A 25,605-nucleotide genomic window follows, 5' to 3' on the forward strand; every position below is an offset into this window, starting at 1 on the left:
ATGGTTGGTCACCATGTCGTCCACCCCGCCAGCGATTCCACGTATTCGGTCCGGTTGTTGGTGGTGGTCGACGGTTTCAGCCGCCAATCACCGTCGTCCCACACCACGATCAGCCGCATGGCCGCGTACAGCTGTTTACCGTCGACCACCGGACCGCGCGAGGCAAGTCGCACGATCGCCATGTCGTCGGCGTAGTCATCGATGCGGAAGGCGTCGGAGGCGACGAAGTAGCGCGTCACCTTCTCCGGCTGCTGCTCGGGCAGTTTGTCGGCGGCCAGCGCCGAGTCGTAGGCGGCCAGCTGGGTGGAGCTCACCCGCAGCTGCGTCACGTACAGGTCGCGATCGGCGGGCCTGGCGTTGAGCCGGTAGGTGATCTGTGCGGCGGCCAGCGCGGCGCCCTGCGGGGTGTGCGCGTAGCCGACGGCCAGCCCGGCCTCGATCCGTGACGGTCCGTCGGAGGTGGAGAACGGCACCGACGCGCCGTAGACCCGTTGCCATCCGTGCGGTTTCGTGGTGCCCGCCGGGGCGGCGGTGAGCCAGTCCGGGTCGTCGGGTGTGCGCCGCGTGCTCGGGTCCTGGGCCAGCGGTTGCCCGGCCGGGTTGTTGGGGACGTCGACGCGCCTGCCGAACAGGTCGACCTCCGGTTCGGCGAAGCCCGTGCCGCCCGCCGCCTGCGGTGGTGGCGGACCGGCGTCGATCTCCCCTTCGCCGCTGCTGGTGAAGTACACGACCGCGCCGACGACCAGGATGAGGGCGAGCAGGGCACCGGAGGCGATCATGCCGAACGACGCGCGGTCGCGCGTCGACGCCTCCTTCTCGCTCACTGCGGTGCCTCCAATGTCACGATGTCGGGTGGTAATTCGTCGATCGCGTCGACGGGTCGGGTGGTGGACTCCGGGTCGGGTAAGCGCAGTCGCCAGTCTTGTCCGTACCAGCTCACCGCGGTGTGGTTCACCGCGCGGGAACTGTCCGAGTACTCGGTGTAGACGTCCACACGGGCTTGCTCGTCACGGTATTCGGTGATTTTGTAACCCAACAATTTCGGCGCGTACTCGGGCGCGGCGGGCCCGGTGATCGACAGCTGCACCCGGTTGATCGCCCACTCGTCGCGTGCCGGCCCGGGGACGAGGCCCCGGTTGACGACGGTGGCCCAGTCGTCGTCGGGTGCCACCGACAGCCGGATGGTGTGGGTGAGTGCGGCCAGCCCCGCCCCGCGCGGCGAGTGCTCGAATCCGGTTGCGGCGCCCTGCTGTAGCTGGGCGGGCCCCTGATCGGCGTGCGGCAGGGCTATGCCCTGGTAGTGCTGCCAGCGCACGCCGGTCGGTGCCGAGGACAGGTCGGGGCCCGCGTCCTGCTCACCGCAACCCGCTGCGGCGGTGAGCAGGGCGATACCGACCAGCACCGGTCGTGTCACTGTGGAATTCATGGTCGTGCCTTCGTCGTCCGCTGCCTCACGCCGGCAGGAATGCCAGCGCGATCGCCGACGCGGTGCTGGCGACCGCGGCGCCGATCAGGCTCATGAGCACACCGTGTGAGGCATCGTTGACGGCGAGGTCGCTGCGGAAGGCGATCCACAGCCGACCCGCCGACAGGATCATCCAGGCCAGGCACGACAGCAGCACGAACCACAGCAGCCAGTTGAGCAACTGCATCAGCGGCGCGAGCACGTCGGCCGGGATCTGTTTGTAGGCGAGCACGGCGATCACTAACCGATGACCGCATTCATGATCGTGCCCGCGCTGGTGGCGACGACACCGCCGATCATCGCGCCTGCCACCATCTTCGGCGACTCGAGGCCGCCGCCGGTCCAGCGCTCCCACGCGAACTTGCCGCCCGCGTAGGTGATGCCGCAGATACCCGACAGCAGCACGAACCAGGTGAGGTATCGCACCAGCTGCAGGATTTTCTCCGAGCCGGGAGGAGCTTCCGGGGTCGGGTTACCGACCTGGGCAAGCACGGTGCCGTACGTGTCCTGCACGGCGAGGAGGAGCATGCTCATCGGGTGCCTTTCTCCCACTGTAAAGGTGTTGTGCCACAAACACTTCGACGCCGACACACGTTTGTACACCACAGACGGCCGACGCGCCCGGCCGTCATGATCGACCCCGCTGCGCCGCCGAGGAGATCGGCGAACCGAGGCTCGTCCTGATGGCGGCGACCAGATCGGTTCCCAGCTCACCGATCTCGATCGGGACCTCTTCGAGCGGGTCCGGCCTGCGCTTGCGGGCCACCACCTCGTCGCCCGGGGACCACACCGGCAGTGCCTCGGATTCGACGAGAGTCCATTCCTCGAACCACGGCACCTGCCAGACGTGCCCGGCCAGCGAACCGACCACATCGCGGTAGCGGCGGATCTCGGCGGGCATCCGCCCGGGCCGCGCGGCGACGGTGATCAGGCCGAGCACCAGCGACGGTCCGGCCAGCCCCGCGTGATGCTGGCGCAGCAGATCGTGGGCACGGGTGAGTCCCGAGATGGTCTCGCGCGCGACGAGCACCACGTAGGGCGATTCCCGGTCGAAGACACCCGGCCAGCGGCCACGGGCGTCCGCGGCGGGCGCGAGGACATGCGCGAGCGTGGTGGCGCCTGCCCCGCCGTGCACGCCGAGCAACCAGACCAGCGGCGCCCGTCCCACCCCGGGGACCGGGCGCTCCCAGATCTTGGCGCGCAACGATTCAGGCGGCGCGACGACACCGGCGGGCGCGTCCGGTTCACGACGACGACGTAGATTCATAGCTGCCGTCATGATGCCACTCCCGCGAGCAAGCTCCCATATGCCGCACGCGTCGCCTCGGCGAGCTCGCTGTGGCGAACCAGTTCGCCGCGCGCCAGATGCGGGTCGTAGGGGATCTCGATGACCTCACGCACCCACCCCGACAGGTGTTCGCGCAAATGCTCCGCAACGCGCGAATCGTCCTGCGAATACTGGTGGGAGACAACAATGGTGGTGTCGGCCACGACGCCCGCGCCGTCGTCGCCGTAGTGGTCGTCGAGCCATTCCAGGGTCACCCGCAGCCGATTGGCGGCGTCGACCCGGGCCGGAATCGTCAGGACGAGCGCGATATCGGCGTCGTCGAGCAGGGGGCGCAGTTGCCGTCCGGCAATCGGGTTGCCGCCGTCGTAGACGGCGGTGTATCCACCGGCGTCCAATGCCCTGGCGACAGTGAGATATGTCGCGCGCCGCCGCAGCGGGGTCGCGTCGCGCCAGAGCAGCCCGAATCCGGAGGTGGACCGCGACAGGCAGTCCTCGATCGGGGCCGGCTCGTCGTCGCCGCGCCCGTAGACCCACGACTGCAGGTTCACCGGGTGCAGGTGTTTGTCGGCGCCGCGCAGGGCGAGGTCGCTGCCCGCGGCGGTGGCGTCGACGGCGACGGTCACCGCACCGTCGATCGCCGAGGCGGCGGCCAGGCCGAGCGTGGTTGTCGTGGTGCCCGCGCCGCCGCAGCCGCCGACGACGAGGATCGGCCTGCGTGCCCCGCCGGAACGGGCGCCGCCCCTGCGCCGCAACCGCACCACCGGAGCCGGATCACGCGCGAGGTCGTCCGACGGGTCCCCCTCGGGGGCCTCGTCGAGCCATCGGCTCCAGTCGTCTGTCATCGCCTTGCTCCTTACCCTGCCGCGATGCCCGCGATGAGCGTGCGATCGCCGACGCGCGTCGTTCGCACCAACTGCTTGGTGTAGGTGGCCGGTGCCCCCGCGGGCCGGAATTCGGTGACCTCAACGGTGTACCGCTCGGGGGCGACGGTGGTGATCCGCACGCAGTGCGTCGTGCCGACCGGAATGGAATCGATGCCGCGCTGGATCACCGCGGCCGAGGACACCTCGGCGTCGGGGGTGACCACCGCGCGCGCCTCGGCACCCGATCGGGTCACGTAGTAGGCGTGCTGGAAGGCGAGCACCGCGTCGGGGCCGGAACCCGTGCCGCCGGGTTCGGCGCTGCGGACCACGAGTTCGGTGCGCTCGGTCGGGCAGGCGCCGCCGGCGTCGGCGGTGAGGTTGCCCGCCGTGAAGTGCAGCGGGGTGGCCGGTTGCGCGGCGTGGGTGCTGCCGCGTCCGAACAGCAGGAACATCACACCGGTCGCGGCGACCACCAGCACCAGCACGGCGATCGCGAGCACGACCCACGAGCGGTTGCGCTGTCGGGCCCGCCGTGCACGCAGGGCGCCGGAGGGTTCGAGCACATGCGCTTCGTCGTAGTCGTCGGCGGCATCGGCCCACGGGAACTGGACGAGTTCGGCGTCGTAGTCGTCGTCGGGACCCGGCGCGTGTTCCACCCAGTCCGACCAGCCGCCGGTGAATTCGCTGCGCCGCGCGGCGTGTTCGGCCAGCGGTACGGGTTCGGGCACGTAGGGCCGCGCTTCCATGATCGGCGCCGGCTCGCGCTCCTGCGCGTAGTAGTCGACGGCCGGTTCATCGCGGGGAGTCGTGTGGTCCGCGAGCGATTCGGAATCGTCCTCGGCGAAGCGCGCCTGGTCCCGGTCGGCGACGACGAACGGGTCGCGCTCGCGCGTCCGGAATTCGGCGATCGGGGCGGGATGGTGCTCAGCGTGCCGATCCGCAGCGGGATCCTGCCCCTGCCGCCGGTCCTCGGTACGGGGCGTGGGGTCGAACCCGGCTCGGCGGTCCTCGGCACGCACCGGCGTTTCCTGCTCCGCCGAGCGCGGTGCCGGGTCGGCACCCGGGTCCGGTTTGGTGAAGTCGCGGTCGGCGAAGTCCTCGGCGGAGGCTTCGTCGACTTCGGGGGCAGGCTTGGTCCAGGGTTGTCCGGAGCGCTCGACGGGCGTGGCCGGGTGGTCGGCCGTCGGGATGCGCTCGGGGCGCTGCGAATATCGGGCGGGGGCCTCGTCGTCGCCCGCCACCTGCTCGGTGGTGTCCTGGCGCGCAGGGTCGGCCGTGTCGGTTTCCGGCTCCAGCGCCGAGTACCAGCGCGACAGTTCGTTGTACGACTTCAACATTCCCCCCTTTCCGCTACGCCGGGCACATGGATTCGCATCGATACCTCTCGGTACTCAGTTCACTGAGAACAGTCTGGTAGGTGATGGTTCGGGTGTCGCGGCAGGCGGAGTCGTCGCGCCGCCGGATGAGGCGCCATCGGCTCCTGTCCCGAACGGAAATTGTCCCCCATGACCGGGTTTCGATGGCGTAGGCTCGCCGGTTCGGCTGGTGAACAGGCCGGGGTCGGGCGTGTCGGGCCCACCGAGCGGTGTCGCGCCGCGCCCGGAGGTTGCCGCGGCGTCGCGGGCGATCGCGGCGAACCAGTCGGCCACGTACTGGGTTGGTGTCGCGCCCTGGGCACCGACCCCGATCTGGGAGTAGGCGACGTGACGCTGCATGGAGTCCCAGTAGCGCACCCAGGTGGTCACGTCCAGCAGTTCCCGGTTGTCGGTGATGTTCTGCGCCACCGCCGTGAAGGCCTCGTTCACCAGGCGTACGCCGGTGGTCGGCGGGATCAGTTGCGCGACGGCGCCGACGAGCTTCGTCCCGAGCAGCGTGAGCCCGGCCAGCGGGTTCGACAGTGCCGCCGTGGCCAGTTCGGCGATGCTCGCCGGCGTGAGCACGGTCTTCACCACGGTCGCGACGGAGTTGAGGCCGATCATGCCCACCTTCAGCAGCGCCTGGAACGCGGCGTTCACGTCGAGGGTGGTGCGCGGGTCGGCGGCGTCGGCGAGACGCTGGGAGATCGACTTCTTCGGCGAGAGCGAGACATCGGCCAGCGTGCTGCCCGCGATGTCCTCGTTCACCACGGTCGAGGCGGTCTTGATCGAGGTGAAGGCCAGCGCCTGCGCGATCGAGACCAGCGAACCGATGGGGTCGCCGCCGGACAGCTTCACCTGACTCACCAGACTGGTGACCGCCCGCATGAGTGGCGCGTTCTGCGGTGCGTCGCACGCGAGATCACCTGTGGCACAGAAGCTTGCGACGCGACCCGTCAGTTTGCCGTAGTCGCCCGCCCGGTCGTAGCGGGAACCGAGCCCGCCGCCGGGGGCCGGGGCCTGACGAACCTCGCCGAGTTCGGCGACCGCGGTGCCCTCGGTGCCGGGAGCGGCGAGCGGGGTGGCGCGGTCGGGTGCGCCCGGGAACAGCGGCGCGTTCACGCCCCGGGTCGGATCGGCGAACAGCGCGACCGCGGCGACCTTGTCGGCGGGCAGCACACCGGTGCCGGCACCGACCTCCTGCGCGAACAGCGAAGCCACATGGGCGCCTTGCGAATACCCCACCACGGCGATCCGCGAGTCCGGGCACCGCTGAGCTACCTGGGTGGCCATCGACCGCAAGCGTTCGAGGCCGCCGTCGACCGATTCGGTGTAGGGCACGGCTCCGCCGGGAACGGCACCGCCGAAGCCCGCCTCGTAGGGGACGTAGGCGCGGTCGACGAGTCCCGGTTCGGCGGCCGCGGCGAACAACGGCCGGAAGACGGTGCTCAGCATGCCGGTGTCGGTGCTCGGCGCGGCATCGGGCGAGGACTCCCCCGTGCCCTGAATTCCCAAGGCGTACAACGCAGGACAGGCATCGATGGCCACGCGTGTCGACGGTGCGACGGGGGTGACCTCTTCCGCGGCGGCCACCCCCGCCGACACCGACGCCGAGGCAACGGTGATCGCGATCATCGTCACCGTGAGTCGTGTCGTGCACCGAGCCATATCGATCCGCATCACAGTCCGTTTCGGCTGACCAGTGGAACGTTGAAACGCAGTAAACCGTAACAGATTCCGGGTATCCGAACCCCTGCCCAAACAGGCCCTTCCGCTGCCCCAGCAAACCCTCGCCCGCCAGCTAATCTTCAGCCATCCGGCCTGCGAGACCCCGCCGATGAGCTGGTCAGGCCATGTCGGTAACCCGTGACCTCGCGAGCACATGGGTAACTCACCGGGTACGGGCCAATTCCTCACGCACCCGAGTCTGGCCGCCGACGCGACGCCAGGCGCACCTGAGTCCGGCCAGAAGTCGCGGGGAGGCGGGACAGCGTCAGGCTGCTGAGGTTACGCGGTAGACGTCGTACACACCTTCGACATTGCGCACCACGTTGAGCAGGTGACCCAGGTGTTTCGGGTCGCCCATCTCGAAGGTGAATTTGCTGATCGCCACCCGGTCGCCGTGGGTGGCCACCGACGCCGACAGGATGTTGACCTTCTCGTCGGCGAGCACCTTGGTGACGTCGGAGAGCAGCCGGGTGCGATCCAGCGCCTCGATCTGGATCGCCACGAGGAACACCGACGACGGCGACGGCGCCCACTCCACGTCGATGATCCGTTCGGACTGCGACTGCAGCGAGCCCGCGTTGGTGCAGTCGGTGCGGTGCACACTCACCGCACCACCACGGGTCACGAAGCCCATGATCTCGTCACCTGGTACGGGCGTACAGCATTTCGCGAGCTTGGCGACGGTGCCGGGGGCGCCGGGGATGAGCACGCCCGCGTCGCCGGTGACCCGCTGCCTGCTCGGCGTGGTCGACGGCGTGGACCGTTCGGCCAGCTCGTTCTCCACATCGCCGATGCCACCGAGCTGGGCCATGAGCCGCTGCACCACGTGGTGCGCCGACACCTGGTGTTCGCCGACGGCGGTGTAGAGGGTGGAGATGTCGGTGTAGTGCAGTTCGTGCGCCACCGCGGTCATCGCGTCGACGCTCATCAGCCGTTGCAGCGGCAGCCCGACGCGGCGGACCTCCTTGGAGATCTGCTCCTTGCCGCTCTCGAGTGCCTCCTCGCGTCGTTCCTTGGCAAACCACTGGCGAATCTTGGCCTTCGCGCGGGGCGAGACCACGAAGTTCTGCCAGTCGCGGCTGGGTCCGGCGTTCTGCGCCTTGGAGGTGAAGACCTCGACGACCTCGCCGTTCTCGAGCTGACGTTCCAGCGCGACGAGCCTGCCGTTGACGCGGGCGCCGATGCACTTGTGGCCCACCTCGGTGTGCACCGCGTAGGCGAAGTCGACCGGCGTCGACTTCTGCGGGAGCGTGATCACGTCACCCTTGGGGGTGAACACGAAGATCTCCGGCGACTTCAGGTCGAAGCGCAGCGACTCGAGGAACTCGGCCGGGTCGGCGGCCTCACGCTGCCAGTCGAGCAACTGACGCATCCACGCCATGTCGTCGACCTCGGCGGCGTCACCGGAGTGCTTGCCCTTGGTCTCCTTGTAGCGCCAGTGCGCGGCGATGCCGAACTCGGCGGTCCGGTGCATGTCGTGGGTGCGGATCTGCACTTCCAGAGGTTTGCCGTCGGGACCGACGACGGTGGTGTGCAGCGACTGGTAGACGCCGTAGCGCGGCTGGGCGATGTAGTCCTTGAACCGGCCCGCCATCGGCTGCCACAGCGAGTGCACCACGCCGACGGCGGCGTAGCAGTCGCGGACCTCCTCGCACAGGATGCGCATGCCGACCAGGTCGTGGATGTCGTCGAAGTCTTTGCCCTTGACGATCATCTTCTGATAGATCGACCAGTAGTGCTTGGGCCGTCCCTCGACGACGGCGTTGATCCGCGACGCGGCGAGAGTGTTGACGATCTCGGCGCGCACCTTCGCCAGGTAGGTGTCGCGCGACGGGGCCCGGTCGGCGACCAGGCGCACGATCTCGTCGTACTTCTTGGGGTGCAGGATCGCGAACGCGAGGTCCTCGAGCTCCCACTTGACCGTGGCCATCCCGAGCCGATGCGCCAGCGGCGCGATGACTTCGAGGGTTTCCTTGGCCTTCTTGGCCTGCTTCTCCGGCGGCAGGAACCGCATGGTCCGCATGTTGTGCAGCCGGTCGGCCACCTTGATCACCAGCACGCGCGGGTCGCGGGCCATCGCGATGATCATCTTGCGGATGGTCTCGGCCTCGGCGGCCGCGCCGAGGTTGACCTTGTCGAGTTTGGTCACGCCGTCGACGAGGTGGGCGACTTCCTGGCCGAATTCCTCTTTGAGCTGGTCCAGCGAGTAGCCGGTGTCCTCGACGGTGTCGTGCAGCAGGGCCGCGACCAGGGTCGTGGTGTCCATGCCGAGTTCGGCGAGGATGTTGGCGACCGCGAGCGGATGGGTGATGTACGGGTCACCCGACTTGCGGAACTGCTTGGCGTGGCGTTCGTCGGCCACGTCGAAGGCGCGCTGCAACAGCGCGAGGTTGGCCTTCGGGTACAGCTCCCGGTGCACCGTCGCGAGGGGTTCGAGCACGGGCTTGACCGCCGCGATCCCGCGCTGACCGGTCATCCGCCTGGCCAGCCGGGCACGCACGCGCCGTGATGCCGAACTGGGCACCGAGGCGGTGGGCGACTGCTTCGCGGGTTCGGGCTTGCCCTGGGCACCACCGGTTGGCGCGGCGTCGGTGGACCCCTGCCCAACCTTCGCCTCGCCGAGTTGTCGAGTCATGCCACCACCTCTCACGCCGCATTCGACCTTGTCAGCCGACTGCTGCAACCGCCCGGACCACCAACTTTAGTCCCCACACCGACCTGGTGTTCGATTCCCCGGGGTCACAGACACGCGACGGTAGTACGACGCTCCGACACGAACCGATCCGACCGCCCACCACGCGCCCTTTCGCGATGATCTACCGCGCTGTTGACACCGGCGATCCGCTGTGGCCATCTCGGTGGGTGGGGAACAGAACACCAGTCCGTATCGCCGCCACCGCCGATCTGCACATGCGTCCGGCCGTCGCGGGAAAGTTCCGATCCGACCTCCTCGAGCTGGGGAACAAGACCGATCTGCTGTTGCTGGCCGGTGACCTCACCGACGGCGGCACCGTGGCCGAGGCCGAGCTGCTCTGCGCCGAACTCGCGGGACTGGCGATGCCGGTCGTCGCGGTGCTGGGCAATCACGACCACGACGCAGGCGCGGGCGACGTGATCGCGGGCATGCTCACGAACATCGGAGTGCGGGTGCTCGACGGCGAGGCGACGGTCTGTACTGTGCGCGGGCACCGGCTCGGCATCGCCGGGGTGATGGGCGGCTCCGGCGGCTTCCCGGCGTACCCCGGCGACCCGGACTCCGGAAGCGAGGAGCACCGGATGCTGATGCGTCGTGGGGCCGTCGACGCGCGGCGGCTCCGGGCAGCGCTCGAAGCGCTGGACACACCGATGCGGATCGCCCTCACCCACTTCTCCCCGACCGTCGACACCCTGGCGGGCGAGCCGATCTCGATCTATCCCGGTCTCGGCTGTCAGGCGCTGGGCGACGCGATCGACGCCGCGGGCGCCACGCTCGCCCTGCACGGACACGCACACGCGGGCACCGAAGACGGCCGGACCACGGGAAACATTGCGGTGCACAACGTTTCGTATCCGGTGCTGCGCCGCACGTACGCGCTCTACGACTTGGCGACCACTGCCGCTTCCGGCTGAACACACGCATGCGTCGGCGGCGACGGTCGTATCCGATCGAACGTCGAGTATGCGCTCTGTGACCTGGTGTCATTGCCCTCCGAGGCTGAAGCACGTATGCGCCCGGCGGCAATCGATCTTCCGGCTGAATGCGCGCGTGCTCGGCGCCGTGGCGCGGATCAGTCGTCGAAGGCCCAGACGACGGCGGGGCGCCCGGTGGCCCGGACCCGGCGGCGTTCGCCGGTGCGGTGCAGCCCGGGGATGGTGGCGAGGGTGCGGTTGAGGTTGGCGGGGTCGGGGCGGGTGCCGTGCAGGGCGGTGGTGAGGTCGACCGCGCGGGTGGCGGGGAACTCGGCGCCTGCCAGGGCCCGGGTGAAGGTGGGGTCTTTCCAGAGGAGGGCGGCCAGCGCGGGCCGGGTGGTCTCGATGATGTGGTTGTGGTCGAAGGCCAGCGGGGGCACCTCGTCGAAACCGACCCACTCGGCGGGGCCCTCGTGTTCGGCGACGACCGCCCACATGGCGATCGCGAGGGTGGGGCCACGGGGGTCGCGGTGCGGTTCGTCGAAGGTGCGCAGCTGGCCGACCGCGACGATCGCGGTGTCGGGCACGCCGAGTTTGCCCAGGACCGCGCGACGGGCGGCCTCGACCAGCCGCTCGCCCCGCCCCAGCAGGACGCCCGGCAGGGCCAGCTGCCCGGTGAAGGGTTCGAATTCGCGGGCCGCGATGCCCACGCGCACGCCGGTGTCGCCCTCCCAGCATCGCAACGTCACCACGTCGATCGACACAACGGACTGCTCCACGTCACCCCATCTGCTCGTCGTCCCCGGGCGAACGCCGCGGGTATCGGTCGTCCCCGATCATGCCCCTGCCTACTCGACCAGCCCGTCGGGGGTGAGTTCGAGGGTCCGGGTGACGCCGATGCCGTCCAGGAACCGCTGATCGTGGCTCACCACGAGCAGCGCACCCTCGAAGCTTGCCAGGGCCTGGGTAAGATGCGCCAGGCTCGGCAGGTCCAGATTGTTGGTCGGTTCGTCGAGCATCAGCAGCTTGGGCGCGGGTTCGGCGAGCAGCAGCGTCGCCAGCGCGGCCCGCAGTCGTTCCCCGCCCGACAGCGCCGACGCCGGGATGTCGGCGTCGGCACCGCGGAACAGGAAGCGCGCCAGCTGTCCCCGGATCTGCTCGGCCGAAGCGTGCGGTGCGGCACCGGCCACGTTCTCGAAAACCGTTCGCGCGTCGTCGAACACGTCGAGCCGCTGGGGCAGCAACCGCCACGCCACCTTCGGGCCCTCCGCGACGATCCGCCGCAGCAGGGTGGTCTTGCCCGCACCGTTGCGTCCGGTGAGCGCGATCCGTTCCGGCCCGCTCACCCGCAGATCGACGACGGGACCGTTGGCCAGGCGCACCTGGTCGAGGGCGATCACGTCCTGCCCCGGGTACAGCCGGGTGCCGGGCAGTTCGATCCGGATCTCCCGGTCGGCGCGCACCGACTCCTCGGCCTGGTCGAGGGTTTCGCGAGCGGTGTCGAGTTTGTCGATGTGGGAGTTGCGCAGCTTGCCCGCCGACACCTCGGCACTGCGCTTGCGGTTGCCCATCACGATCTTCGGCTCACGCTTGGTGTCGGACATCTTCTGCCCGTAGCGCTTTCGGCGGTCGAGTTTGATCCTGGCCGCTTCCAGTTCACGTGCCTGTTTGCGGACGTCGCTGCGCGCGTCGCGCACGGCGGCGAGCGCGGCCTGCTGTTCGGCCTCGACGACGCGTTCGTAGTCGGTGAAATTGCCGCCGAACGACCGGATTTCACCCGCCCGCAGTTCGGCGATACCGTCCATCCGGTCGAGCAGTTCGCGGTCGTGGCTGACCACGATCACCGTGCCTGTGAACTGGCGGATCACCGTATAGAGCCGTGCCCGCGCGACCGAGTCGAGGTTGTTGGTCGGTTCGTCGAGCAGCAGCACATCCGGTTCGCGCAGCAATTCGGCGACCAGTCCGAGCAGCACCGTCTCCCCGCCGGAGAGGGTGTCGAGGGTGCGGTCGAGGTCGGCGACGGATCCGGCCACGTAGTCGAGGCCGAGTTTGCCGAGCAGCGCGATCGCCTCGTCCTCCACCTGCCACTGGTTGCCGACGGTGTCGAAGTCGGCGGCATCGGCCGTGCCGTGCTCGATGCGGTGCAGTGCCGCCCGCAGCGCGTCGATCCCGAGCACGGCATCGACGCGCTGACCGGTGCGCATGCCGAGATCCTGACGCAGATACCCGAGATCACCCGGCACGGTGATCGATCCGCGGATCGGTCGCAGTTCACCGGCGATCAGCCGCAGCAGCGTGGACTTCCCGGCGCCGTTGGCACCGACCAGACCGATCTGGCCGGGCCCCATGGTGGCATCGAGGCCGTCGAAGACGACGGTGCCGTCGGGCCAGTGGAAAGTGAGATCGGAAAAAGACAGCGTAGACATGCGGACCACCTCGAGGTGCGACGGATACGCGGTGCGCACAGTGCGGACCACCCGAAAGCGCTACCTCAAGAAATCAACGCATGACTCCGATCGCCGGGAACAAGACCCTTCATTGATAACACCGGTCCCCCGGACCACGCCACCTTATTTTTTCCGCGCGTGAGCCCGCTCACCTGCATACCCTCGCTGCGCGACAGGTCACTATCGTGAAAGACGAATGCGCACAGAGGGGGTCGTGGATGAAGGCCGACGTGGTCGTCCTCGGCGGCGGGTACGCCGGGATCAGCGCCGCCAAGCGCCTGGCCCGTCACCCGGGCGTCCGGGTGACGCTGCTGAATCCGGGCACCGACTTCGTGGAACGCATCCGGTTACACCAGTACATCGCGGGCACACACCGAGCCCATCGGCCGCTGCGCAGCGTCCTGCCCGACACCGTACGCATCGTCACCGCCACCGCACAGGTCATCGACGCCCGGCACCACCACGTGCGGACCGATTCCGGCGACGAGATCGGCTACGACCACCTCGTCTACGCCCCGGGCAGCCACACCGACGACACCGGTATCGCGGGTGCGGCCGAGCATGCCGTCTCGCTCGGCACCCGCGCCGAAGCCGACCGCGCCCGCCTGCGCCTGGCCGACCTGCCCGCCTGCGCCACGGTGACGGTGATCGGTGGCGGCCTCACCGGCATCGAAACCGCCGCCGAACTCGCCGAAACCGGTGCTGTGCGGGTGCGATTGGTGACCGGCGAACTGGGCCACAGCCTGTCCGCACAAGGGCGTGTCCGCGCGCGTACCGCCTTGGCGGCACTCGGGGTGACGGTGGTCGACCAGGTTGCCGTCACGGCGATCGCCCAGGACAAGATCACCCTCGCCGACGGCACGGTCCTCGACGCCGACCTCGCGATCACCACCACCGCCTTCGCGCCCTCGGACCTGGCCCGGTCGAGCGGGCTGGAAGTGGATGCGGCCGGGGCCATGCTCGTCGACGACACCCTGGTCAGCACAACGAGTCCGAACATCGTCGGCGCCGGTGACGCGGTCGCCCTCGGTACGAACCCGTTGCGGATGAGCTGTCAGGCCGCGGTGCCCTGCGGCGTGCACGCCGCCGAGACCGTCCTGCGAGTCCTCGCAGGACGTGAGCCGAAACCCTTGCGCCGCAAGTACATCGGCCAGTCCGTGAGCCTGGGGCGCCGTGACGCGCTCATCCAGTTCTCCGACCTCACCGACCGCCCGCTGCCCGCGGTCCTCACCGGCCGCACGGCCGCTCTGCTGAAGGAACAGGTCTGCCGTGCGACGCTGCGCGGTGGGCAGCTCGGGCCGCTGCGGACCAGCTGGACATGGTGAACACCGGACGGGCGATCGACAACCGGCGGGCGAGCAGCGCCCACCGTCAGTGGAAGGTGACAGATGTGTTGACCACAGTGCGCGCGGCGAAACAGGCCGACGTGGGGGCGCTGGCCGAAACCTTGGCCTCGGCGTTCCAGCACGACCCGGTGATGAGCTGGATCCTGCCGGACCCGCAGCGCCGGGCCGCCGGTCTGCCGTGGTTCTTCGGTGCGATGGCCAGGCACTACTTCGTTCCGCTCGGCGCCTGCGAACTCGCGACCCGACCCGACGGCACCATCGGCGGTGCGACCCTGTGGGCCCCGCCGGGACCATACGGTTCCTTCGGCGCCGACCTGCGGGCCATGCCCGGACTGTGGCGGGCGTTCGGCCGCCGGATCCTGGCGGGCAAGACGGTCGGCGACCTGCTGAAGAAGCACCATCCGAGCCGACCGCACTGGTACCTGTCGGTGATCGGCACCGCCCCCGACGTGCGTGGTGGCGGCTACGGCGGGGCGCTGCTGCGCTCACGCCTGGACCGCTGCGACGCCGAGGGCACCGCCGCCTACCTCGAATCGAGCAACGCCGACAACATCGCCTACTACGAACGTTTCGGCTTCGTCGTCACCGGCGAACTGCACCTGCCCGACGGGCCGTCGGTGTGGCCGATGTGGCGCGAACCTAGAGCTTGACGATCGAGGTCAGCGGGTAGTCACCCTGGTGCTCGCGGCCCTTCAGGAACTCCAGTTCCAGCACGACCGCCGCCGCGACCACCTCGGCACCGACCTCGGTGAACAGGCCCGCCGCCGCGGCGAGGGTGCCGCCGGTGGCGAGGACGTCGTCGAGCAGCAGGATGCGCTTGCCCGCGAGCTCCACCCCGTCGGCGGGGATCTCCAGTGCGGCGCTGCCGTATTCGAGCTGATACTCGCGCGAGACGACCGGCGGGGGCAGCTTGCCACCCTTGCGGATGGCCAGCACACCGGTGCCGAGGGTGGCGGCCACTCCGGCGCCGAGCAGGAAGCCGCGCGCGTCCACCCCGGCGACCAGGTCCACGTCGGTGGCGACGGCGGCGAAGCAGTCGATGACCGCGCGGAAGCCCTCGGCATCGGCGAAGACGGGGGTGAGATCGGCGAAACGCACGCCGGGGGTGGGGAAGTCGTCGTGCCAGCGGGTGAGCCGGGCGACCGCGTCGGCGGCCTTGTCGGTCCGTTCGCCGGCCTGATCGGCGGATTCGACCACCGCGTGCTTACTCATCGCCACCTCTGTCTCACGTCCACGACTCACCGCTGCAACACCCAGCGATCCATATTCCACCCGGTGCCCGCCTGCGTCGGCCCGGGGATCCCGTTCTGCATGCCGTTACCGAACGCGATGGTGCGCGGAGTGGCGAACAACGGGATGCTCGGCAGCTGCGCCCACAGCAGGTTCTCGGCCTCGGTCAGCAGATTCAGCGTCGCGGTCGAATCGGTCTCGCCCGCAAGCTGATCGGTGATGGCATCGTAGCGAGCGTTCCCGAAACCTCCCGCATCGAGCCCGTTACCCGCCCGCAAAGCGGCGAACGCGGCGACACCGGTCGCCGATCCGGCCGGTCCCGGCACCGCCGCCGTGCTGCCGAGCACCGCGTCCACCGCGCCCTCGCCGAGCTTGGCCGGCGTGAAATCCGGTGCGCCCGCGTCGACGACGGTGATGCCGGCCCCACGGCAGGATTCCGCGATCATCGCCACGGTCTTCGCCCGGCGGGCATCGGGGGTCAGGTAGCCGATCCGGATGGTCGGCTGGGCGGTACCCGCCGAGGCGAGTGTCGCTGTGGCGCCTGGGATATCGGTGCCGCGATAGCGGTCACCGGACCCGGAGACAGCGCCGTAGTACAGCGAATCCTGTTGCACCACCCGCGAATTCAAGGTTCCCGAGCCGAGGCCGCGTGGGGGCACCTCACCGGCCTTGCCGAGGGTGTCGAACAGGGCCTGGCGCGGGACGCACTGGGCGAAGGCACGTCGCGTCTCCACCCGGGCGAACACCCCGCCCGTGCCGAGCACGAGCTGTTCGGCGCCGCGGCCGGGGACGGTCTGCTCGTCGAATCCCTCCAGGGCCAGGTCGGTCACCGAGCCGGCGCCGAGGTCGACCACGCCGAGCGCGTTCTCCTTGGCCTTGGCCGCGTAGTCGGTGCCCTTGGGCCAGACCACGATGCGGCTGGTCTCGGGTGCCGATCCCCACCACTTCTCGTTGGCGACGAGCACCAAACCGTCGGCTGCGGTGAAGGATTCGATGCGGTACGGACCCGACGACGGGAACCTGGTGAGATCCAGTTCGCCCGGCGCCATGGTCCAGCCCGAGTTCCAGAAGTCGGCGATCCGGCCGATCACCGCGCCGTCACCGGACTGCAACGCGTCGACCACGTTCGGTACACCGACCGCCTGGGCCACCACGTGGGCCGGCATCAGCTCGGCGGCGGTGAACAGGGTGCGCCACGGCAGGTAGTGCCTGCCGGGACGGAATACCACGGTGGCGTCCTTGGACCCCGGCTGGCAGTCCACCCGCTCGATGTCGTCGTAGCCGTCGGTGCTCGCGGCGTCGAACATCGGTGCCTGGCCGCGGTCACCCGGCCGGGTGAACCGGCCCGACCGGGCCGACCAGGCGAGCACCAGATCGTCACAGGACGTCGCGACCCCGTCGGAGTACACCCCGTCGGGATTGAGCCGGTACTGCACGGTCTGGGTCTCGCCCGGCACCTCCTTGGCGGTGCCCGCGTCGGTGTCGGCGACCTGCTGACCGTCGGGTCCGGTGTAGAAGAACCCGGTGAGCACGCGGCCGAACACCGCCGCCGCGCCGCTGCTCGCGCCGAGGGTGCTGCCGCCGTTGTAGCTGGCGACCGCCGCGTCGACGGCGTAACCGATCGAGGGCACCTGGTTCTTGGTCGAACACCCGGTCACCAGACCGGCGCCGACGCCTGCCGCGGCGAGGACGGTGATCAGCCGAATCGTGCTGCGTCGCATGATGAGACCCCTGCTCGTGCCGTCAGTGCCTGCCCTTGTGCCGCTTTCCGCTCGGCCGCGCGCCGGGCCTGGGCGCACCGGCGTCTGTAGGCCGGGGACCGCGCGCCGCGCGGGCTCCCGCCGTCACCGGCACACGCGTGGTGCCACCACCGGCGCGCTTGTCGAGCACCTTCTTGGTGTGCGCGGCGACCGGACCCCAGCGTTCCTTGATCGACACCAGCACCGGAACGGCGAGGAAGATCGAGGAGTAGGCACCGACGATCATGCCGACCAGCTGTACCAGCGCGAGGTCCTTCAGTGTGCCGACACCGAGCATCCACACCGCGATCACCAGCATGCCGATGATCGGCAGGATGCCGATGACGGTGGTGCTGATCGAGCGCATCAGGGTCTGGTTGGCGGCCAGGTTGGCCTGTTCGGCGTAGGTCCGCTTGTGCAGGTGCAGGACGCCGCGGGTGTTCTCCTCGACCTTGTCGAAGACGACCACGTTGTCGTAGAGCACATAACCGAGAATCGTGAGCAGACCGATCACCGCGGCCGGGGTCACCTCGAACCCGACCAGCGAATAGATGCCCGCCGTGACGATGAGGTTGAAGAACAGCGACACGATCGCCGCGATCGACATGTCGCGTTCGAAGCGGATGGCGATGTAGATCATCGTCAGCGCCACGAACACCGCGAGCGCGATCAGCGCCTTCTGGGTGATCTGGCCACCCCAGGTCTCGCTGATCTCGGCGATGCTGATGGCTTCCAGGCCGACCGAGGTGCCCGACTCCTGCTCGAGCATCGCGCGCAACGCGCCCTGCAGCTGGTCGGTCTGGTCCTTGTCGAGGGTCTCCGAGCGCACCTGGATGGTCGCGGCGGAACCGGAACCGACCTCCTGCACCGTCACCGGGCCGTGGCCGAGGGTCTCGGCGTAGACGTCCTCCACCTCCTGGGTGGTGACATTCGCGAGCGCCGGGACCTGGATGCGCGAGCCGCCCTCGAAGTCGATACCGAGGGTGAATCCGCGCACCGCGATGCTCAGCAGCGAGATCAGCAGCAGCACCGCCGACATCGTGTAGAAGAACTTGCGCCTGCTGACGATCGGGAAGCCACCGGTACCGGTGTAGAGCCGTTCGAAGAACCCGTGCTGCGGGGACGCGGTGGGCTCGGCCTTGTCCAGGTTCAGCGATTCAGTCGTCGGATCGGCATTTCTCATCGTGACATCTCCTTCGGCCGGACCTGGCCCGCGCCACGTTCCCTGGCGATCTGCTGCACCGAACCCAAGCCGTTCACCGACGGTTTCGCCCAGAACGGCGAGCGCGAGGCGAGCATCAACAACGGGGCGGTGACCAGGTAGAGCACGATCACGTCGAGCACGGTGGTGACACCGAGGGTGAACGCGAAGCCCTTCACCTGACCGGCGGCGAGCAGGTACAGCACGACCGAGGCGATCAGGCTGACCGTCTTACCCGAGAGGTTGGTCCGCTGCGCGCGGGCCCAACCGCGCGGCACGGCCGAACGGAAGCTGCGGCCCTCGCGCATCTCGTCCTTGATGCGTTCGAAGAACACGACGAACGAGTCGGCGGTCAGACCGATACCGATGATCAGACCGGCGATACCGGCCAGGTCGAGGGTGAACCCGATCCAGCGCCCGAGCAGCACGATGATGCCGTACACGGCGAAACCGGCGGCGATCAGCGAGAACCCGGCGAGGAAGCCGAGCATCCGGTACACGAACAGGCAGTACAGCAGCACCGCGAGCAGACCGACCGCACCGGCGAGCAGACCGGCCTTGAGCGCGGCCAGGCCGAGCGTGGCCGACACCGTCTCCGCCTCGGAGGTGGTGAACGACAGCGGCAGCGAGCCGTACTTGAGGGTGTTGGCCAGCTCGCTCGCGCTGTCGGCGGTGAAGCTGCCCGAGATGGAGGTGCTGCCGCCGAGCTGCGGACCCTGCTGCACCTGCGGGGCGCTCACGACCTTCGAGTCGAGCACGAACGCGACCCGCTTGTTGACGTACTCGCCGGTGAGCGCGGCCCAGGCGTCCGTTCCGGTGGAACGGAACTCGAGGTTCACCTCGTGGCGGGCCTGCTGGGCGTTGAAGCCCGAGGTGGCGTCGGCGATCTCCTGGCCGTCGATGCGGCTCGGGCCGAGCAGGAACACCTCGGTGCCGTCCTGCGAGCAGGTGACCAGCGGCAGGGCCGGGTCGTCGTTACCGGCCAGCGGGTCGGGCTTGGTGCAGTCCATGCTCATGACCGCGACCTGCTGCATGTTCTGGTCGGTGCTCTGCCGCAGCGCCTTGGCGTCGGCGATCTCCTTGGCCTGCTGCTGGGCGGGCGTGAGATCGGCGGGCGGCGGGGTCGGCGTCGGCGGGGCCTGAGCCGGGAACACGCGCGACTGCGGCGCCGGGGTGGTCGCCTCGGGCGCGGGGGTCGCGGGATCGCCGGTCGCGGGCGCGTTCGGGTCGCCGGTCGCGGGAGCCTGACCGGGCGAGTTCGGGTCGGCGGACGGCGCACCGGGCACCGGTTGCTGCGGTGCGGCGCCACCGGTCTGCGGCTGGGTCGCGCCGAGCACCGGACGGATGTAGAGCTTGGCGGTGGTGGCCAGGGCGCGCGCCTGCTGGCTTTCCTCACCCGGCACCGTGATCACGAGGTTGGTGCCGTCGATGACCACCTCGGAGCCCGAGACGCCGAGGCCGTTCACACGGTTCTCGATGATCTCCTGCGCCTTCTGCAGGCTCTCGCGGCTCGGTTCGTTGCCGTCGGGGGTACGCGCGGTCAGCGTGACGCGGGTGCCGCCCTGCAGATCGATACCGAGCTTGGGCTTGGGCGAATGGTCACCGGTGAAGAACACCAGCGCGTAGATCACGGCCAGCAGCGCGGCGTAGACGCCGAGCAACCGGAACGGATGCGCCGATCCTTGGGAAGGTGGCACAGCAGGTCATCTCCTAGGCGGAAGTCGAGGCCGAATCGGTGGGCACAACAGTGCCCGGCCGGGCGCGCTCGTACGTCGCCCGGCGGGGGAAGGGAACTGCTCAGGAGTCCTTGGTCAGCCGGGTCTCGGTCTGATCGACGGCCTCTTCGACGGGGGCGTCGGTCGCGTCGGCGGTCTCGGCGGCCACCGGCTCCTCGACGCGCACCTCGCGGATGGCCTGACGCAGCCAGGTGGTGACGACGTCCTCGGCGATCTCCAGGTCGACGGTCGAATCGTCGATATCGACGACTGTGCCGTACAGGCCCGACGTGGTGACAACCTGGTCACCGACCTTCAGGCTCTCCTGCATGCTCGCGACCTTCTCGGCCTCCCGCTTCTGTTTACGGATACCGAAGAACATCGGCACGAGCAGGGCCAGGATCAGCAGCGGAAACAGGAAGTCCATCGTCGAAGTCAGTCCCTAGTCAGTGGTGGACGGTGCAGGTACGCCTGACAGTCTGCCAGTTCCCCGCCGCGCCGACACACCGGACACCGCCGCGCGCGGCGAAACCCCGGTCACGCACCGCGCCCGTAGGTGTAGTCGTCGAGCGGGAAACCGACCGCCTCGCGGTGCGCCGACAGCGTGCTGGTGGGGCGCAGCAGCGCGGCCTCACCGTGCTGGTTGAAGTAGTAGCTGCGCGCACCGGAGCAGTCGCCACCGTAGAACACCGACGAATCGAGGTCGGCGCTCACCCGGTCGAGGAAGCGGGCGTTGGCCTCCTCGGTGACCTCGAAGGTGTGTTCCCCGCGCCGGAACAGCTCGGTGAACAGCCTGCCCATGTGCTTCATCTGGGTCTCGATGGTGGTGAAGTACGACAGCCCGCTGTAGGAATAGGGGCTGTTCAGCGAAAGGAAGTTCGGGAACTTCGGCACCGTGATGCCCTCGTAGGCCTGAAAGCGATTGTCGCGCCAGAACTTTCCGAGATTTCGCCCGTCGCGCCCGATCACCTCGATGGCGGGGAAGTTCGCGTCCCACAGGTTGAAGCCGGTCGCCAGGACCAGCGTGTCGACAGCCGTCTTGTGCCCGTCGGCGGTGACGATGCCGTCGGGTTCGACATGGTCGATCGACTCCGTTTCCAGGCGCACGTGTGGCTGGTTGAAGGTCGCGAAGTACGCATTGGAGAAGGTCGGTCGCTTGCAGCCGAAGTCGTAGTGCGGGGTGAGCTTGGCCCGGGTGTCCGCGTCGCGTACCTGGGCGAACAGGTGTGCCTTGGCCAGCAGGGCGGCGGCGGTGTTGAGCGGTTTGGCCTGCTTGTAGTGCAGCACCCCCACCAGCATGATCGCCTCGAGCAGGGCGGTGTTGGCCAGCCGCGCGGCCTTCTGGGTGAGCGGGACCGCCGCGAACGCACGCTGGACCACGGCGGGAATCGGGCCGTCGATCTTGGGGACCACCCAGATGGGAGTGCGCTGGAAAACCGTCAGTGACGCCACCTTCGCGGCCAGCTCGGGGACCAACTGCACCGCCGTGGCACCGGTGCCGATCACGGCGGCGCGGCGGTCGGTGAGGTTGTAGCCGTCGTCCCAGTCGGTGGAGTGGATGATCTTGCCCGCGAAGGACTCGATGCCCGGGAACGGTGGCGTGTAGGGCTGGGACAGGAAGCCGGTGGCGGTGATCAGATAGCGCGCGGTGAGGGGTTCGCCGCCCGCGATGTTCACCACCCAGTGCTCGTTGTCGTCGTCCCAGCGCGCACTCTGCACCTCGGTGCCGAACCGCATCCGCCCGCGCAGCCCGTATTTGTCGGCGACGTGCTCGGCGTACTTCTTCAGCTCGGCGCCGGGCGCGAACAACCGGCTCCAGTACGGATTGGGTTCGAACGAATAGGAGTAGGTGACCGAGGCGATGTCCACCGCGAGGCCCGGATACCGGTTCACATGCCAGGTGCCGCCGAGGTCGTCCTCGCGTTCGAGAATCACGAAATCGCGCAGCCCGAGCCGGTCGAGTTCGATGGCGGCACCCATGCCGCCGAAACCCGCCCCGATGATGACCGCATCCCGCTGAGGCGCCACGTCGAACCTCCACACACCGATGTATGTGTTACAGCATGACACATAATTCTGTGGACCGCGACCGGCCGCTTCGCCGGTGTACAGTCGCGATGCGCTGGCGTCGAAAACCTCTGGGATAGAAGGGCAATCCTGACACAATGACCGCTGTGACGCCCGACGATGTGAGCCGCACCCACTTCGCCATGCCCACCCTCGGCCATCGTGGCTACCATGCCGACGAGGTCGACGCTTTCCTGGAGAAGGTGTCGGCGACCCTGCACGGACACGGTGGTCTCACCGCCGACGACGTCCGCCATGTCCATTTCGGCGCGCCCCGTTTCGGTGGTCGCGGTTACCAGGCCGACCAGGTCGACGATTTTCTCGACCGGGTCAGGACCGAGCTGGAACATCGCCAGAAGGGCGCCTCCCCCGTGCCCGCGCCCCGCCCCGGGGAGGAGATCGCCGCGATGCTCACCCCCGACGACGTGCACCGCATGCGGTTCAGCCAGTCCGCGGTCGGCCGCCGCGGCTACCACGAGGAGGAGGTCGACGCCTTCCTCGACCTGGTCGCGGCCACCCTTGCCCACAACGGCCCCGGCAGCCTCACCGCCGCCGACGTGCGCGGTGTCCGGTTCACCGACAGCCGTCTCGGCACACGTGGTTACTCCCGCGAAGAGGTCGACGCCTTTGTCGACCTGGTCATCGCCGCCCTGGAAAACCTCGAACGGTCACATTAGCCCTGGATACTGTGCAGTTCCGCTTCGCGCAGATCGTCGGGGAAGACGTAGCGGCGGAAGGCCCAGAAGCGGAAAGCCATGGCCAGCAGCACGCCGAGGATCTGGCCGGAGATGAAGTTCGCGACCATCTGCACCATCGGATCCACGTGCGGCACACGCAGATTCAACACGTACAGCGACAGCGCCTGCGGGATCATGGTGACCACGATGCCCAGGGCGCTGACCGTGAAGAACAGGGCCGCCTCGTGGCTGCGCTGCCTGCCGCCACGGGTGCGGAAGGACCATTCGCGGTTGAGGATGTAGGAGGCGATGGTCGCGATCAACGCGCCGAGCAGACGCGCGGTGAGCGGCTTGTCGCCGAGCACGGTGAGTTTCACCGCGTAGACCACGCCGGTGTCGATGAACCAGGTGACGGCGCCGACCATGGCGAACTTCAGCAGCTCCCGGTGCTGGAGCAACAGGGAGCGTAACGGTTCGGGGACGCGTTGGACCACCGCATGGACTGCCACCCAGCCGACATTAGACGACGTATCGGCGACGCGCCCGTCCGGTAGCCGCCGCTACCGGTCGAACAGGTCGAGGCTCGGTTGTGGTTCGCGCCCACGCACTTCGATGGCGCCGAACACCAGATCCGGTGGTGGCACCAGGCCCAGATGCTCCCAGGCGGCGGCCGTGGCGACCCGTCCGCGCGGGGTGCGGGCGACGAGTCCGGCGCGCACCAGGAACGGTTCGCACACCTCTTCCACCGTGGCGGCTTCCTCGCCGACGGCGACCGCCAGCGTCGACACGCCGACCGGTCCGCCGCCGAAACCGCGGACCAGCGCGCCGAGCACGGCCCGGTCGAGCCGGTCGAGGCCGAGTACGTCGACGTCGTAGACCTCGAGCGCGGACTGGGCGATCTCGCGGGTGATGAGGCCGTCGGCGCGGACCTCGGCGAAGTCGCGCACCCGGCGCAGCAGCCGGTTGGCGATGCGCGGCGTGCCTCGGGAGCGGCCCGCGACCTCGGCGGCGGCGTCGTGTTCGATGTGGACACCGAGGATGCGGGCCGAGCGCAGCAGGATCTGCAGCAGTTCGTCGGTGTCGTAGAAGTCCATGTGGCCGGTGAAGCCGAACCGGTCGCGCAGCGGGCCGGTGAGCGCGCCCGACCGGGTGGTCGCCCCGACCAGGGTGAACGGTGCGATGTCGAGCGGGATGGAGGTGGCGCCGGGACCTTTGCCGACCACCACGTCGACCCGGAAGTCCTCCATGGCCAGGTACAGCATTTCCTCGGCGGGCCGCGCCATGCGGTGGATCTCGTCGATGAACAGCACATCGCCTTCGACCAGGTTCGACAGCATGGCCGCCAGGTCGCCCGCGCGTTCCAGGGCGGGCCCGGAGGTGATGCGCAGGGCGGTGCCGAGTTCGCCGGCGATGATCATCGCCATGCTGGTCTTGCCGAGCCCGGGCGGGCCGGACAGCAGGACGTGGTCCGGGGTGGCGCCGCGTTGCCTGGCACCGCGCAGGACGAGGGCGAGCTGTTCGCGCACGCGTGGCTGGCCGATGAAGTCGTCGAGCGAGGTGGGGCGCAGGCCGGTCTCGGTGTCGCCGTCGGTGCTGAGATACCGGGCGGCGAGGGCGGATTCGTCGGTGTCGAACTCGTCGTCCATGGGTTACCTGTTCTTGCCGAGCAGACCGAGGGCGGCGCGCAGGGCCACGGAGGTGGTGGCGGCCGGCTGGTCGGCCAGGACGGTGTCGACGGCCTGTTCGGCCTGCTTGGCCGGGAAGCCGAGGCCGATGAGCGCTTCGACGACCTGCTCGCGTACCGGGGTGACCGGGGTTTCGGCGCCGGGCGGTCCGGCCGGGACAGGCACCAGGTTCACCTTGTCGCGCAGTTCCACGACCATGCGTTCGGCGCCGCGCTTACCGATGCCGGGCACCCGGGTGAGGGCGGCGACGTTGCTCTCCGCCAAGGCTTTTCGCAGCGCCTCGGGTTCGAGGACGGCCAGGACCGCCATGGCCAGGCGTGGGCCGACACCGGACACGGTCTGCAGGAGGCCGAACAGGTCGCGGGCTTCGGTGTCGGCGAACCCGAACAGCGTCATCGAGTCCTCGCGCACGATCATGGCCGTGTACAGGCGGGTTTCCTCGCCTCGGGTGAGGCTGCCGAGGGTGGCGGGGGTGGCGTTGAGGCGGTAGCCGACGCCCGCGGCTTCGATCACCACATGGTCGAGCGCGATCTCGAGGACCTCACCGCGTACCGACGCGATCACCCGCGTACCACCTTCCGTTGTTCGGCGAGCCGTTGTTCGTAGCGGCGACGCACCTCGTCGGCCTTCGCCTGTGCGGCCGCCATCCGGTCGAGCAGCGGCGCCCGCCAACAATGACAGATCGCCAGGGCGAGCGCATCGGCGGCATCGGCCGGTTTCGGTGCGACCTGCAGGCCGAGGATTCTGGTCACCATGGCGGTGACCTGCGCCTTGTCGGCCGAACCATTGCCCGTGACAGCCGCTTTCACCTCGCTGGGGGTATGGAACGCCACCCGAATGCCCCGTCGCGCCGCCGCCAGCGCGATCACCCCACCGGCCTGCGCGGTTCCCATCGCGGTGCGCACGTTGTGCTGTGCGAACACCCGCTCGATCGCCACCGCCTCGGGTCGATGGGTGTCCATCCACTCCTCGGCGGCGTCGGCCACCGCCATCAACCGCAGAGCCAGCTCGGCCTCCGGCGGTGTCCGCACCACACCCACATCGAGGGCGACGACCTTACGGCCGGGACCGCTGTCCACCATGCTGAGCCCGCACCGGGTGAGCCCGGGATCGACGCCCATCACCCGCACCGGCAGCCCCTTCGAAGACACGAACAGTTGTTCGAAAGTCTAAAGCATTGCGGCACACCG

Annotated in this window: 25 protein-coding genes; 4 read left to right on the forward strand and 21 right to left on the reverse strand. The window is 69.2% G+C overall.

The window, feature by feature from the left end; genetic code table 11:
- Window positions 1–8: 8 nt before the first annotated feature.
- The 9 genes from NCO8_RS02995 to NCO8_RS03035 all read right to left on the reverse strand — a co-directional run bounded on the left by NCO8_RS02995 (window position 9) and on the right by NCO8_RS03035 (window position 9,334).
- Window positions 9–824 carry a DUF8175 domain-containg protein gene (locus tag NCO8_RS02995; protein WP_067493520.1) on the reverse strand — a complete coding sequence of 272 codons (816 nt, stop codon included), beginning with the start codon at window positions 822–824 and terminating at the stop codon, window positions 9–11.
- Complete coding sequence (locus tag NCO8_RS03000; protein ID WP_067636140.1) at window positions 821–1,426, reverse strand: DUF8175 domain-containg protein; 606 nt, start codon at window positions 1,424–1,426, stop codon at window positions 821–823. The genes NCO8_RS02995 and NCO8_RS03000 overlap by 4 nt, the downstream gene beginning before the upstream one ends.
- A 25-nt stretch (window positions 1,427–1,451) precedes the next feature.
- A complete protein-coding gene (locus tag NCO8_RS03005; RefSeq protein ID WP_067493516.1) occupies window positions 1,452–1,706 on the reverse strand; it encodes a hypothetical protein in 255 nt (84 codons plus the stop codon).
- Window positions 1,706–1,999 carry a hypothetical protein gene (locus NCO8_RS03010; RefSeq protein ID WP_067493819.1) on the reverse strand — a complete coding sequence of 98 codons (294 nt, stop codon included), beginning with the start codon at window positions 1,997–1,999 and terminating at the stop codon, window positions 1,706–1,708. Before NCO8_RS03010 ends, NCO8_RS03005 begins: the two co-directional genes overlap by 1 nt.
- Before the next feature lie 94 nt (window positions 2,000–2,093).
- Complete coding sequence (locus NCO8_RS03015) at window positions 2,094–2,744, reverse strand: hypothetical protein (protein WP_067493514.1); 651 nt, start codon at window positions 2,742–2,744, stop codon at window positions 2,094–2,096.
- Window positions 2,741–3,595 carry a MinD/ParA family ATP-binding protein gene (locus NCO8_RS03020; RefSeq protein ID WP_067636142.1) on the reverse strand — a complete coding sequence of 285 codons (855 nt, stop codon included), beginning with the start codon at window positions 3,593–3,595 and terminating at the stop codon, window positions 2,741–2,743. Before NCO8_RS03020 ends, NCO8_RS03015 begins: the two co-directional genes overlap by 4 nt.
- Window positions 3,596–3,606: 11 nt before the next feature.
- Window positions 3,607–4,953 (reverse strand): DUF8176 domain-containing protein, encoded by a 1,347-nt coding sequence (locus tag NCO8_RS03025; protein ID WP_084456433.1) that lies wholly within the window; start codon window positions 4,951–4,953, stop codon window positions 3,607–3,609.
- Between the two features lie 54 nt (window positions 4,954–5,007).
- The gene (locus NCO8_RS03030; protein ID WP_067636144.1) at window positions 5,008–6,606 is read right to left on the reverse strand and encodes a cutinase family protein; all 1,599 of its coding nucleotides are present in this window, start codon (window positions 6,604–6,606) and stop codon (window positions 5,008–5,010) included.
- 358 nt (window positions 6,607–6,964) lie between these two features.
- Window positions 6,965–9,334 carry a RelA/SpoT family protein gene (locus NCO8_RS03035; protein ID WP_067636147.1) on the reverse strand — a complete coding sequence of 790 codons (2,370 nt, stop codon included), beginning with the start codon at window positions 9,332–9,334 and terminating at the stop codon, window positions 6,965–6,967.
- Between the two features lie 227 nt (window positions 9,335–9,561).
- Between NCO8_RS03035 and NCO8_RS03040 the strand changes: the two genes are divergently transcribed.
- Complete coding sequence (locus NCO8_RS03040) at window positions 9,562–10,308, forward strand: metallophosphoesterase family protein (RefSeq protein WP_067636634.1); 747 nt, start codon at window positions 9,562–9,564, stop codon at window positions 10,306–10,308.
- A gap of 158 nt (window positions 10,309–10,466) precedes the next feature.
- Here the strand turns inward: NCO8_RS03040 and NCO8_RS03045 are convergent, their stop codons facing one another.
- Window positions 10,467–11,087 (reverse strand): NUDIX hydrolase, encoded by a 621-nt coding sequence (locus tag NCO8_RS03045; RefSeq protein WP_067636149.1) that lies wholly within the window; start codon window positions 11,085–11,087, stop codon window positions 10,467–10,469.
- A 69-nt stretch (window positions 11,088–11,156) separates the two neighbouring features.
- On the reverse strand, window positions 11,157–12,734 hold the full coding sequence (locus tag NCO8_RS03050) for an ABC-F family ATP-binding cassette domain-containing protein (RefSeq protein ID WP_067636636.1): 1,578 nt from the start codon (window positions 12,732–12,734) through the stop codon (window positions 11,157–11,159).
- Window positions 12,735–12,973: 239 nt separating this feature from the next.
- Between NCO8_RS03050 and NCO8_RS03055 the strand changes: the two genes are divergently transcribed.
- Together NCO8_RS03055 and NCO8_RS03060 are read left to right on the forward strand one after the other, a co-directional pair.
- Window positions 12,974–14,080 carry an NAD(P)/FAD-dependent oxidoreductase gene (locus tag NCO8_RS03055; RefSeq protein WP_067636151.1) on the forward strand — a complete coding sequence of 369 codons (1,107 nt, stop codon included), beginning with the start codon at window positions 12,974–12,976 and terminating at the stop codon, window positions 14,078–14,080.
- A gap of 65 nt (window positions 14,081–14,145) precedes the next feature.
- On the forward strand, window positions 14,146–14,751 hold the full coding sequence (locus tag NCO8_RS03060) for a GNAT family N-acetyltransferase (RefSeq protein ID WP_245655217.1): 606 nt from the start codon (window positions 14,146–14,148) through the stop codon (window positions 14,749–14,751).
- On the opposite strand, the gene NCO8_RS03065 is transcribed toward NCO8_RS03060, so the two are convergent.
- The 6 genes from NCO8_RS03065 to NCO8_RS03090 all read right to left on the reverse strand — a co-directional run bounded on the left by NCO8_RS03065 (window position 14,741) and on the right by NCO8_RS03090 (window position 22,014).
- A complete protein-coding gene (locus NCO8_RS03065) occupies window positions 14,741–15,313 on the reverse strand; it encodes an adenine phosphoribosyltransferase (protein ID WP_067636153.1) in 573 nt (190 codons plus the stop codon). The genes NCO8_RS03060 and NCO8_RS03065 overlap by 11 nt on opposite strands.
- A gap of 26 nt (window positions 15,314–15,339) precedes the next feature.
- Complete coding sequence (locus NCO8_RS03070) at window positions 15,340–17,052, reverse strand: ABC transporter substrate-binding protein (RefSeq protein ID WP_067636155.1); 1,713 nt, start codon at window positions 17,050–17,052, stop codon at window positions 15,340–15,342.
- Between the two features lie 22 nt (window positions 17,053–17,074).
- A complete protein-coding gene (gene secF / locus NCO8_RS03075) occupies window positions 17,075–18,253 on the reverse strand; it encodes a protein translocase subunit SecF (protein WP_067636157.1) in 1,179 nt (392 codons plus the stop codon).
- Window positions 18,250–19,968 carry a protein translocase subunit SecD gene (secD, locus tag NCO8_RS03080; protein WP_067636159.1) on the reverse strand — a complete coding sequence of 573 codons (1,719 nt, stop codon included), beginning with the start codon at window positions 19,966–19,968 and terminating at the stop codon, window positions 18,250–18,252. Before secD ends, secF begins: the two co-directional genes overlap by 4 nt.
- A gap of 100 nt (window positions 19,969–20,068) precedes the next feature.
- Window positions 20,069–20,413 carry a preprotein translocase subunit YajC gene (gene yajC / locus NCO8_RS03085; protein ID WP_067636161.1) on the reverse strand — a complete coding sequence of 115 codons (345 nt, stop codon included), beginning with the start codon at window positions 20,411–20,413 and terminating at the stop codon, window positions 20,069–20,071.
- 110 nt (window positions 20,414–20,523) lie between these two features.
- Window positions 20,524–22,014, reverse strand: coding sequence for a flavin-containing monooxygenase (locus tag NCO8_RS03090; RefSeq protein ID WP_067636640.1), 1,491 nt, complete (start codon window positions 22,012–22,014; stop codon window positions 20,524–20,526).
- 137 nt (window positions 22,015–22,151) lie between these two features.
- Between NCO8_RS03090 and NCO8_RS32720 the strand changes: the two genes are divergently transcribed.
- Window positions 22,152–22,730, forward strand: coding sequence for a DivIVA domain-containing protein (locus NCO8_RS32720; protein ID WP_067492959.1), 579 nt, complete (start codon window positions 22,152–22,154; stop codon window positions 22,728–22,730).
- On the opposite strand, the gene NCO8_RS03100 is transcribed toward NCO8_RS32720, so the two are convergent.
- Genes NCO8_RS03100 through ruvC form a run of 4 tightly spaced genes read right to left on the reverse strand, consistent with a single transcriptional unit; the run spans window position 22,727 to window position 25,545 of the window.
- Window positions 22,727–23,239, reverse strand: coding sequence for a GtrA family protein (locus tag NCO8_RS03100; protein ID WP_166655711.1), 513 nt, complete (start codon window positions 23,237–23,239; stop codon window positions 22,727–22,729). The two genes, NCO8_RS32720 and NCO8_RS03100, sit on opposite strands and share 4 nt — an antisense overlap.
- Before the next feature lie 51 nt (window positions 23,240–23,290).
- Window positions 23,291–24,376, reverse strand: coding sequence for a Holliday junction branch migration DNA helicase RuvB (ruvB, locus tag NCO8_RS03105; protein WP_067636163.1), 1,086 nt, complete (start codon window positions 24,374–24,376; stop codon window positions 23,291–23,293).
- 3 nt (window positions 24,377–24,379) lie between these two features.
- Window positions 24,380–24,979 (reverse strand): Holliday junction branch migration protein RuvA, encoded by a 600-nt coding sequence (ruvA, locus tag NCO8_RS03110; protein ID WP_067636165.1) that lies wholly within the window; start codon window positions 24,977–24,979, stop codon window positions 24,380–24,382.
- A complete protein-coding gene (ruvC, locus tag NCO8_RS03115) occupies window positions 24,976–25,545 on the reverse strand; it encodes a crossover junction endodeoxyribonuclease RuvC (protein WP_067636642.1) in 570 nt (189 codons plus the stop codon). The genes ruvA and ruvC overlap by 4 nt, the downstream gene beginning before the upstream one ends.
- Window positions 25,546–25,605 lie beyond the last annotated feature (60 nt).

Origin of the sequence: Nocardia coubleae NBRC 108252, assembly GCF_001612805.1 — a bacterium.
GTDB lineage: Bacteria > Actinomycetota > Actinomycetes > Mycobacteriales > Mycobacteriaceae > Nocardia > Nocardia coubleae.